At 72.5% G+C, this 9,810-nt stretch carries 6 protein-coding genes; 1 reads left to right on the top strand and 5 read right to left on the bottom strand.

Translation table 11 applies throughout. The features are described from left to right. Positions 1-142: 142 nt before the first annotated feature. The 5 genes from ndk to ACFYE1_RS06820 form a co-directional block, all read right to left on the bottom strand. Positions 143-559, bottom strand: a complete 417-nt coding sequence (gene ndk, locus ACFYE1_RS06840; RefSeq protein WP_387741249.1) for a nucleoside-diphosphate kinase — start codon at positions 557-559, stop codon at positions 143-145. Between the two features lie 43 nt (positions 560-602). Further along, positions 603-1,037: a DUF4233 domain-containing protein gene (locus ACFYE1_RS06835; protein ID WP_387741247.1), complete on the bottom strand. Its 435-nt coding sequence runs from the start codon at positions 1,035-1,037 to the stop codon at positions 603-605. Between the two features lie 64 nt (positions 1,038-1,101). Then, positions 1,102-2,475, bottom strand: a complete 1,374-nt coding sequence (locus ACFYE1_RS06830; RefSeq protein WP_387741245.1) for a bifunctional folylpolyglutamate synthase/dihydrofolate synthase — start codon at positions 2,473-2,475, stop codon at positions 1,102-1,104. After that, positions 2,472-5,843, bottom strand: coding sequence for an isoleucine--tRNA ligase (gene ileS / locus ACFYE1_RS06825; RefSeq protein WP_387741243.1), 3,372 nt, complete (start codon positions 5,841-5,843; stop codon positions 2,472-2,474). Before ileS ends, ACFYE1_RS06830 begins: the two co-directional genes overlap by 4 nt. Before the next feature lie 351 nt (positions 5,844-6,194). Beyond that, the gene (locus tag ACFYE1_RS06820) at positions 6,195-6,974 is read right to left on the bottom strand and encodes an SDR family oxidoreductase (protein ID WP_387741241.1); all 780 of its coding nucleotides are present in this window, start codon (positions 6,972-6,974) and stop codon (positions 6,195-6,197) included. 113 nt (positions 6,975-7,087) lie between these two features. On the opposite strand from ACFYE1_RS06820, the gene valS reads away from it, so the two are divergent. Further along, the gene (gene valS, locus ACFYE1_RS06815) at positions 7,088-9,748 is read left to right on the top strand and encodes a valine--tRNA ligase (protein WP_387741239.1); all 2,661 of its coding nucleotides are present in this window, start codon (positions 7,088-7,090) and stop codon (positions 9,746-9,748) included. Positions 9,749-9,810 lie beyond the last annotated feature (62 nt).

The raw sequence follows: 9,810 nt of genomic DNA, 5'->3' as shown, positions 1-9,810 counted from the left end.
GACTACGAACGCCTCCCCGCCCACGCCGAAGCCATGGTCAAGTGGTCCATGATCGGGCTGATGACCCGCCGACTGGCACCAGCACCAGGACGCCGGCCATGGCAACCGAAAACCGCAGGCTGACCCCTTTCCCAACACCTACTCAGGCGAACCAGATGCCGATCTCGCGTTCGGCGGACTCCGGGGAGTCGGAGCCGTGCACGATGTTCTGCTGGACCTTCTCGCCCCAGTCCCGGCCGAGGTCGCCCCGGATCGTGCCCGGCGCGGCGGTGGTCGGCTCGGTGGTCCCGGCCAGGGACCGGAAGCCTTCGATCACCCGGTGGCCCTCGACGACCGCGGCCACGACCGGGCCGCTCAGCATGAACTCGACGAGCGGCTCGAAGAAGGGCTTCCCCCGGTGCTCCGCGTAGTGCTCCTCCAGCACGGAGCGCTCCGCGTGCAGCAGGCGAAGCTCGGCGAGGCGGTAGCCCTTCGCCTCGATCCGGGCGAGCACGTCGCCGGTGAGGCCGCGGGCCACGCCGTCGGGCTTGACGAGGACGAGGGTGCGTTCCGTGGTCATGGGGGTCCTTCCGAGGTGCGGGTCCAGGATGTCGGTGCCCAGCCTAGCCGTCCGGGTGCTCCCGCTCCCACCGGGCCTGGGCGGCATCGCGGGCGGCGTTCTCCCGGTCCAGCCGCGCCCCGGTGCGCACGGCGTACCACCAGGCGAGCACGGACAGCCCGCCCACGAAGAACATCGTGGGCAGCACGAAGCCCGTGGCCAGGAACACGGCCTGCAGGACCCACCCGACGGTGTACCCCCAGGGCCGGCCCAGCACGGCGGGGGCCAGCCCCAGGAGCAGCGCGAGCGCGGCCCCGCCGGCCAGGATCGCCGTCCGGGCCCCGTCCCCGAGCTCGCGGCCGAGCACCCCGTAGGCGGTGAGGGCGGCGAAGAACGCGATGAACGCCTCCATGACCAGCACGGAGGAGGCGAACATCGTGCGGATCGAGCGCCGCGGCCGGGGCTGCCCGGGGTGCCGGCCGCGCTGGGCTCTGGTCATGCGTGCCACGTGGGACGGGTCCTCTCCTGTGGGAAGTGCGGTGCGTGCGGGGCGGGGGACACGGTCACAGGCCCAGCAGCGTGCGGGCCTCGCCGACCACGGTGATCGAGCCCGTGACCAGCACGGCGCCGTCGAACTCCGGGCGGGCGGCGGCGTCCTGGACCGCCTCGGTCATCGCGTCGTCGAGCTGGGGGACGGCGTGGACCACGTCCTCCGGGAAGCCGAGGTCCACGGCGAGCTCGGCGAGCTCCTGCGGGTCCACCGCCCGCGGCGAGGAGGACCGGGTGAACCAGAACTCGGTGTGGAACTCCTCGTACTCGTCCAGCAGGACCCGCAGCATCGCCTCGGCGTCCTTCTCGTGGAGCACGCCCACCACGAGGTTGAGCTTCCCGAACGTGAAGGCCTCCTTGAGGGCGGCCGCCGCGGCCCTGAGCCCGTGCGGGTTGTGCGCGGCGTCGAGGACCACCGGGGGCGCCTTGCGGGCCAGCTCCAGCCGTCCCGGGGACTCGACGGCGCCCAGTCCGGTGCGGACCAGCCCGGGGTTGAGCTCCTTCCCGCCGCCGCCGAGGAACGCCTCCACCGCGGCGACGGCAAGGGCGGCGTTCTCCGCCTGGTGGGCGCCGAACAGCGGCAGCAGGACCTCGGGATAGCGTCCGGCCAGGCCCTGCAGGGTGAGCACCTGCCCGCCCACGGCCGTGGCGCGGGCGTCGACGCCGAACTCGACGCCGCCGAAGCGGAACGGGACACCCAGCTCCCGGGCCCGGGAGAGAAGCACCTCGGCGGCCTCCGGGTCCTGCGCGGCGGAGACGAGGAACCCTCCCGGTTTGAGGATCCCGGCCTTCTCCGTGGCGATCTCCCCGAGCGTGTCGCCGAGCATGTCCGTGTGGTCGAGGTCGACGGGCGTCACCACGGAGACCACGGCGTCGGCCACGTTCGTGGCGTCCCAGGAGCCGCCGATGCCCACCTCGAGGACGACGACGTCGACCGGCGCGTCCGCGAAGACCGCGAACGCGAGCGCCGTGACGGTCTCGAAGTAGCTGAGCCGGGGCTCGCCCCGCTCGGCCAGCTCGGCGTCCACAAAGCCGAGGTAGGGGACGATCTCGCCGTACACGCGGACGAAGGCCTCGTCGTCGACGGGCGCGCCGTCGACGCTGATCCGCTCGGTGACCCGGGAGAGGTGGGGGCTGGTGTAGCGGCCCACCCGCAGGTCGTGGGCGAGCAGCAGGGACTCCACCATCCGCGCGGTCGAGGTCTTGCCGTTGGTGCCGGTCAGGTGGATGACGGGGGCGGCGCGCTGCGGCTCGCCGAGGACCTCCATGACCCGCCGCATCGCGTCCAGGCGCGGGGCCATCCGGTTCTCGGGGGCCCGCGCGAGCAGCTGGGCGTAGACCTCCTCGACGGTCGCCGCGCCGCCGGTCTCCGCGGACGGGGCGCTCACGACTGCACCGCCCCGGCGTCGGCGGAGGTGCCGACCGAGGTGCCGGCGGAGATCCCGTGCGGGGAGCCCACCACGGACACGGCCACGGACGGTTCGCCCACGTGCAGCTCGAGCTCGGTGGAGAGCGTCTCGCCGGCCACGAGCCCGCGGTTGGCCTCGAGCGCGGCGACCGTCCGCCCGTCGGCGGTGACGACGGTGCGGATCCGGTCGGAGACCTGGAGGGCGGCGTCCTTGCGGGCCTGCTGGATCGCCCGGACCATGTCCCGGGCGGTGCCCTCGGCCTCGAGCTCGGGGGTGAGCTCGGTGTCGAGGACGAGGAAGCCTCCGCCGGGCAGGACGGTCACGGCGCGGGACCCGGCCGCGGCGTCCTGCGCCACGACGGTCTCGAGCTCGTACTCGCCCTCGTGCAGCTCGACCCCGCCGGCGGTGACGGTGCCGTCCTCCGCGGTGGACCAGTCCCCCGCCTTGGCGGCCCTGATGACGGTCTGCACGCCCTTGCCCAGGCGCGGGCCCGCGGCGCGGGCGTTGACCTTGAGCTGCTGGGAGATGCCGAACTGCTCCGCGGAGGCCTCGGCGGTGTCGAGCAGGGTCACCGTCCTGAGATTGAGCTCGTCGGCTACGATGCGCTCGAAGGTGCCCGCGAGCTCGTTGCCGCCGGGGACGACGACGGTCATCCCGGCCAGCGGCTGGCGCACGCGAAGCCTGTGGGCCTTGCGCAGGGCGGAGCCGCTGGAGCAGATGCTGCGGGTGGTCTCCATCCGGGCCACCAGGTCGGGCTCGGCCGGGAACAGCGACGCGTCCGGCCAGTCGGTCAGATGCACGGAGCGCCCGGCGGTGAGCCCGCGCCAGATCTCCTCCGCGACCAGGGGCAGCAGCGGGGCGGCCACGCGGCAGACGGTCTCCAGACAGGTGTGGAGCACGTCGAAGGCGACGGTGTCCTCGTCGAAGAACCGGTCCCGGGAGCGGCGCACGTACCAGTTGGTCAGGGTGTCCATGTAGGCGCGCAGGTGCTCGGCGGCCCCGGAGACGTCGTAGCGGTCGAAGGACTCCTGGACGTCCGTCACCAGCCGGCCGGTGGCCGCGAGCACGAAGCGGTCCATGACGTTGCCGGACTCGTGGCGGGTCCGGGCCTCGTACCCGGCGCCGCCGTTCGCGGCATTCGTGTAGAGGCCGAAGAAGTGGTACACGTTCCACAGCGGCAGCATCATCTGCCGCACGCCGTCGCGGATGCCCTGCTCGGTGACGACCAGGTTCCCGCCGCGCAGGATCGGGCTGGACATCAGGAACCAGCGCATCGCGTCCGCGCCGTCCCGGTCCAGGACCTCGTTGACGTCCGGGTAGTTGCGCAGGGACTTCGACATCTTCTGCCCGTCGGAGCCCAGCACGATGCCGTGGCTGATGACGTTGCGGAACGCGGGCCGGTCGAAGAGCGCGGTGGCCAGGATGTGCAGCGTGTAGAACCAGCCGCGGGTCTGGCCGATGTACTCCACGATGAAGTCGCCCGGGTTGTGGGTCTCGAACCACTCCCGGTTCGCGAACGGGTAGTGCACCTGGGCGTACGGCATCGACCCGGAGTCGAACCACACGTCCAGCACCTCGGGCACGCGGCGCATCGTGGAGCGGCCGGTCGGGTCGTCGGGGTTCGGGCGGGTCAGCTCGTCGATCCACGGCCGGTGCAGGTCCACCTCGCCCCGGTCGTTGACGGGGAGCCGGCCGAAGTCGGCCTCCAGCTCCGCGAGGGAGCCGTAGACGTCGCGGCGCGGGTGCTCGGGGTCGTCGGACTCCCACACGGGGATGGGCGTGCCCCAGTACCGGTTGCGGGAGATCGACCAGTCGCGGGCGTTCTCCAGCCACTTGCCGAACTGGCCGTCCTTGACGTTCTCCGGGATCCAGGTGATCTGCTGGTTGAGCTCGACCATCCGCTCCTTGATCCGGGTGACCTCCACGAACCAGGAGGACACGGCGCGGTAGATCAGCGGGTTCCGGCAGCGCCAGCAGTGCGGGTACGGGTGCTCGTAGGTGGCCTGCCGGACCAGCCGGCCCTGGGCCCTGAGGTCCCGGACCACCGTGCGGGCGACGTCCTTGTCGAAGACGTTGCGCCCGGCGATCCCGGCCAGGGGGGCGCTGGCGGCGAGCCGCTCGTCCTCGAAGAGGCGGTAGAACACCCCGGACTCGTCGAGGGAGAGCACCACGGGGATGTCGTAGCGGGCGCAGACGTTCTGGTCGTCCTCGCCGTAGGCGGGTGCCTGGTGCACCAGCCCGGTGCCGTCGGTCGTCGTGACGTAGTCGGCCACGACGAACTGCCAGGACGTTCCCGTGCCGAAGCGCTCGGCGTCGGCGAAGTAGTCCCACAGCCGCCCGTAGCGCAGCCCCTCGAGGTCCGCCCCGCGGTGCCGGCCGGTCACGGCGGCGGCCGCGGCCGCCGCCGGGTCCTCGGCCTCGCCCCAGCCGAGGTCCTTGGCGTAGGCGCCCAGCAGCTCCTCGGCGATCAGGAAGCGCCGGTCCGCGAGCTCGCCGGAGCCGGGGACCACGGCGTAGACGATGTCGGGGCCCACGGCGATCGCCTGGTTGGTCGGCAGCGTCCAGGGCGTGGTGGTCCAGGCGAGGGCCTCCACCCCGGCGAGCTCGGCGGCCAGCTCGGGCCGCACCGCCCACGAGGCGTCGTCGAGCACGGGGAACGTGACGGTCACCGTCTGGTCCTGGCGGTCCTGGTAGACGTCGTCGTCCATCCGCAGCTCGTGGTTGGACAGCGGGGTCTCGTCCTTCCAGCAGTAGGGCAGGACGCGGTAGCCGGAGTAGACGAGACCCTTGTCGTCGAGGGCCTTGAACGCCGAGACGACGGACTCCATGTAGTCCGGGTTGAGGGTTTTGTAGTCGTTGTCGAAGTCCACCCAGCGGGCCTGGCGGGTGACGTAGTCCTGCCACTCGGAGGCGTACTTCATCACGGAGGACCGGCAGGCGTCGTTGAACGCCGCCACGCCCATCCGCTCGATCTCCTGCTTGTCCGCCATCCCGAGCTGCTTCATCGCCTCGAGCTCGGCGGGCAGCCCGTGGGTGTCCCAGCCGAAGCGGCGCTCCACCCGGCGGCCCTGCTGGGTCTGGTAGCGGGCCACGAGGTCCTTGACGTAGCCCGTCAGGAGGTGCCCGTAGTGCGGCAGGCCGTTGGCGAAGGGCGGGCCGTCGTAGAAGACGAACTCGTTGGAGCCGTCCCGGCCGGGGTCGCGCTGGTCCACGCTGGCCTGAAACGTGCGGTCCTGCGCCCAGTAGGCGAGGACGCGCTCCTCGACGGCCGGGAACGCGGGCGCCGCGGGCACGCCGCGGGCCTCGGGGTCGGTGGTCGCCTTGGGGTAGACGGGCTGGTCTGACACGGGGTCCATCCTCGATCTGACGTCGGTGCTGCTCGTGCGGGTCAGGGTGCAAGGACGCTGCCGGCCGGTCGCCCGGGGCGGAACGCGGTACCACCTCGCTTGCGCCCCGGTCCCCGGAGGAGACGCGGGCCGCCGCTCGTGACTGCTGTGACGGGCTTACCCGTTCGGTTCTACTGGGGCGCTCCCCGTGGCGGGACGGGCCTGTTCTTCCGAAGACTCCCCGGTGATGGCCGGATCGACGCCGTGCATGACTGCCCCCATCTTAACCCACCCGGGAGCGCGCCGAGGCGGCCGCCGCCGGCGACCGGGCGCGCCCCGGGTGGGGCGAAGGCCGCGACTTCGGCGGGAGAGCTACTGCCCGCGGATCAGCTTGTGCGGGGCCGCCTGGGCGACCGGTTTGATGGTCACGGTGTCGAGGTCCACGTGGTGGGGCAGGTTCACCGCGAAGGCGCACACCTGGGCGACGTCCTCGGACGTGAGGGGCTTGTCCACGCCCGCGTAGACCTTCTCCGCGGCCTCCTGGTCCCCGCCGAGGCGGTTGAGGGAGAACTCCGGGGTGTGCACGAGGCCCGGGGCGATCTCGACGACGCGCACGTTGTGCTCGGCCTCCTCCAGCCGCAGCGCCTCCGTCATGGCCCGTTCGGCGTACTTGGCGGCGTTGTAGCCGCCGCCGCCCTCGTAGGCCCGGTGCGCCGCGAGGGACGTCAGGTTCAGCACGGTGCCCTCGCCGTTCGCGCGCAGCGCCGGGAGGAAGGCGCGGGTCAGGCGCATCGTGCCGAGCACGTTGACCTGGTACATCCACTCCCAGTCCGCGGTGCTGGCGTCGGCCACGCGGTCCGTGCCGCGGGCGCCGCCGGAGATGTTGAGCAGCGCGTCCACGCGGCCCTGCTCCTCCAGCACCTGGTCCCGGAGGGCCTCGACGTCGGCGTCCGAGGTGATGTCGCACGGCGCGGGGACGGCACCGGTCTCCCGGGCCAGGGCCTCGAGCCGTTCGGCGCGGCGGGCCACCGCGTAGACGGTCCAGCCGCAGCGGCGCAGCTCGCGCGCGGTGGCCTCCCCGATGCCGGCCGACGCTCCGGTGACGACGGCGACCCGGCCGGTGTGCGTGTTGGATCTCTGCTGATCGGTCATGGCCCCCACGCTAGCCGGGCGCCGGGCGCCGCCCAAGCACCGGGACGTCAGCACCGGCACGTCAGCACCGGGGCGTCGGGGCCGGCTCCGGGGCTCGTGAGAGACTGGTCGGCATGGCTGACAACACGCAGGGCACAGACACGCCCGGAACCGCACCGGAGACCACGCCCGAGACCACGCCCGTGACCGTTCCCGAGAAACCCGCGCTGGAGGGACTGGAGCAGAAGTACTCGCGGAAGTGGCGCGAGGAGGGCACCTTCGCCTTCGACGAGGACACGACCCGCGAGCAGGTCTACTCGATCGACACTCCCCCGCCGACCGCCTCCGGCTCCCTGCACGTCGGCCATATGTTCTCCTACACCCAGACCGACGTGATCGCCCGCTACCAGCGGATGAGCGGCAAGAACGTCTTCTACCCGCTGGGCTGGGACGACAACGGCCTGCCCACCGAGCGCCGCGTGCAGAACTACTACGGCGTGCGCTGCGACCCCACCAGGCCCTACGTCGAGGGCTACCGCCCGCCGGAGAAGCCCGCGAAGAACCAGCGCGACTGGGACATCGTCTCCCGCAGGAACTTCATCGAGCTGTGCGAGGAGCTGGCCGTCGAGGACGAGAAGGTCTTCGAGCACCTCTTCTCCACCCTGGGCCTGTCCGTGGACTGGACCCGCACCTACCGCACCATCGACGCCCGCTCCCGGGCGGTCTCCCAGCGCGCCTTCCTGCAGGACCTCGAGGCCGGCAACGCCTACATGGCCGAGGCTCCCACCCTCTGGGACGTCACCTTCCGCACCGCCGTGGCCCAGGCCGAGCTCGAGGACCGGGAACGCGAGGGCACCTACCACCGGGTCGCCTTCCACCGGCCCGACGGCGAGCCCGTGCACATCGAGACCACCCGCCCCGAGCTGCTGCCCGCGTGCGTGGCCCTCGTGGCCCATCCGGACGACGAGCGCTACCAGCCGCTGTTCGGCACCACGGTGCGCTCCCCGCTGTTCGACGTGGAGGTCGAGGTCAAGGCGCACCCGCTCGCCAAGCCGGACAAGGGCTCCGGGATCGCCATGATCTGCACCTTCGGCGACCTCACCGACGTCACGTGGTGGCGGGAGCTGGACCTCCCGACGCGCGCGCTGATCGGCCGGGACGGCCGCTTCGCGAGCGAGACCCCCGAGTGGATCGCCGAGGGCGCGCCGGCCGAGCGCTACGCCGAGGTGGCCGGCAGGACGGTGTTCTCCGCCCAGCAGGCGGTCGTGGACATGCTCCGCGCCTCCGGGGACCTGGCGGGCGAGCCCCGGAAGGTCATGCACCCGGTGAACTTCTACGAGAAGGGCGACAAGCCCCTCGAGGTCGTCACCTCCCGGCAGTGGTACATCCGCAACGGCGGCCGCGACGCCGACCGGCGCGAGGCGCTGATCGGTCGCGGTCGCGAGATGGACTGGCACCCCGCGTTCATGCGCTCGCGGTACGAGAACTGGATCGAGGGCCTGCACGGCGACTGGCTGATCTCCCGCCAGCGCTTCTTCGGAGTGCCGTTCCCGGTCTGGTACCGGCTCGACGGCGACGGCAACCCGGACTACGGCGATCCCGTCCTGCCCGCCCTCGACCAGCTGCCCGTGGACCCCGCCGCCGACCCCGCCCCCGGTTTCGACGAGTCCCAGCGGGACCGACCGCACGGCTTCACCGGCGACCCGGACGTGCTCGACACCTGGGCCACGTCCTCGCTGACCCCCCAGATCGCCACCGGCTGGGCGTTCGACGAGCAGCTGCACGCCAACACCTTCCCGATGGACCTCCGGCCCCAGGGCCACGACATCATCAGGACCTGGCTGTTCTCCACGGCGGTGCGCTCCGATGCGCTGGCCGGCACGGTGCCCTGGACCAACACCGCGCTCTCCGGGTGGATCCTCGACCCGGACCGCAAGAAGATGTCCAAGTCGAAGGGCAACGTGGTGGTCCCCACCGAGGTGCTGGAGAACTACGGGGCCGACGCGGTGCGCTACTGGGCCGCCTCCGCCCGCCTGGGCGCGGACACCGCCTACGACGAGGGGCAGATGAAGATCGGCCGCCGGCTGGCGATCAAGCTGCTCAACGCCTCGAAGTTCGTCCTCGCCCAGGGCGTCACCGAGGCGTCCGTGCTCGGCGCCGGGGCGTCCGCGGACGCCGTGACCGACGCGGTCGACCGGGCGCTGCTGGCCCAGCTGGCCACGGTCGTGGAACGCGCCGGCCAGGCGTTCCGGGACTACGAGTACGCCCGGGCCCTGCAGCTCACCGAGCAATTCTTCTGGACCTTCACCGACGACTACGTGGAGCTCGTGAAGGACCGGGCCTACGGGGCCCGCGGGGAGGCTGCGCAGGCGTCCGTGCACGCCGCGCTCGCCACGACCCTCGACGCGCTGCTGCGCCTGTTCGCGCCCGTCCTGCCGTTCGCCACCGACGAGGTCTGGTCCTGGTGGCGGCCCGGCTCTGTGCACCGGGCGGCGTGGCCGGGCGTCGAGGGCTTCGCGGACGCCGTGACCGACGCCGACCCGGAGGTGCTCACGACGGTGGGCGAGGCCCTCTCGGGGCTGCGCAAGGCCAAGTCGGAGGCCAAGGTCAAGCAGCGCACCGAGGTGCGCTCGGCGACGATCACGGCCGCCGCCGAGGACGTCGCCCGTCTCGAGGCGGGACTGGGCGACCTCAAGGCCGCCGGCAACGCCGCGGAGCTCGTGCTCGTCGCCGGGCCCGAGGGACTGGCCGTGCGCGACGTCGAGCTGGTCCCCGCGGAGGAGCCGGCCCGGTAGCACCGGCCCGGACCGCAGCACGAGGGCCCGGCCGCCGCGGCGGCCGGGCCCTCGTGCTGTCC

It is taken from the genome of Kocuria nitroreducens (genome assembly GCF_042879195.1).
In the GTDB taxonomy this organism is placed as follows: Bacteria; Actinomycetota; Actinomycetes; order Actinomycetales; family Micrococcaceae; genus Kocuria; species Kocuria nitroreducens.
Note: the sequence above shows the minus strand (reverse complement) of the source record. Positions and strands in the feature narration are given on the sequence as shown.